This window comes from Rhodoplanes roseus (assembly GCF_003258865.1).
Classification (GTDB): Bacteria; Pseudomonadota; Alphaproteobacteria; order Rhizobiales; family Xanthobacteraceae; genus Rhodoplanes; species Rhodoplanes roseus.
Genome location: NZ_NPEX01000836.1, coordinates 1 through 269, shown reverse-complemented (window position 1 = coordinate 269; position 269 = coordinate 1). Strand labels below are relative to the sequence as shown.

Below are 269 nucleotides of genomic sequence, written 5' to 3'. Positions count from 1 at the left end.
CTGGTGCGGCCGCAGCTTCCTTGACGCTCACGACGGATGACAAGGGGAAGAGGTTTTCCCCGTCACCGCCGCGCATGAAGATGTTGCCGATATCGGAAGGCACGCGGCGGTCTTCCTCGCGCGCCTGCAGGATCACGGGATATTCGCGCCCGCGATCGACCCAGTCGGAGATTTCGCGCGAGGCGAGCATGGTCTGCAGCGTCTGCGCGACCGTCTGGACGCTGACGCCGAGATCGTCCAGGCGCTCGCGGTCGATACGAATGTCGGCC

Annotated in this window: 1 protein-coding gene; it reads right to left on the bottom strand. The window is 65.4% G+C overall.

The features are described from left to right. Positions 1 to 269, bottom strand: a 269-nt coding sequence (locus tag CH341_RS32630; protein WP_146604784.1) for an efflux RND transporter permease subunit, incomplete at both ends; no start/stop codon positions are given.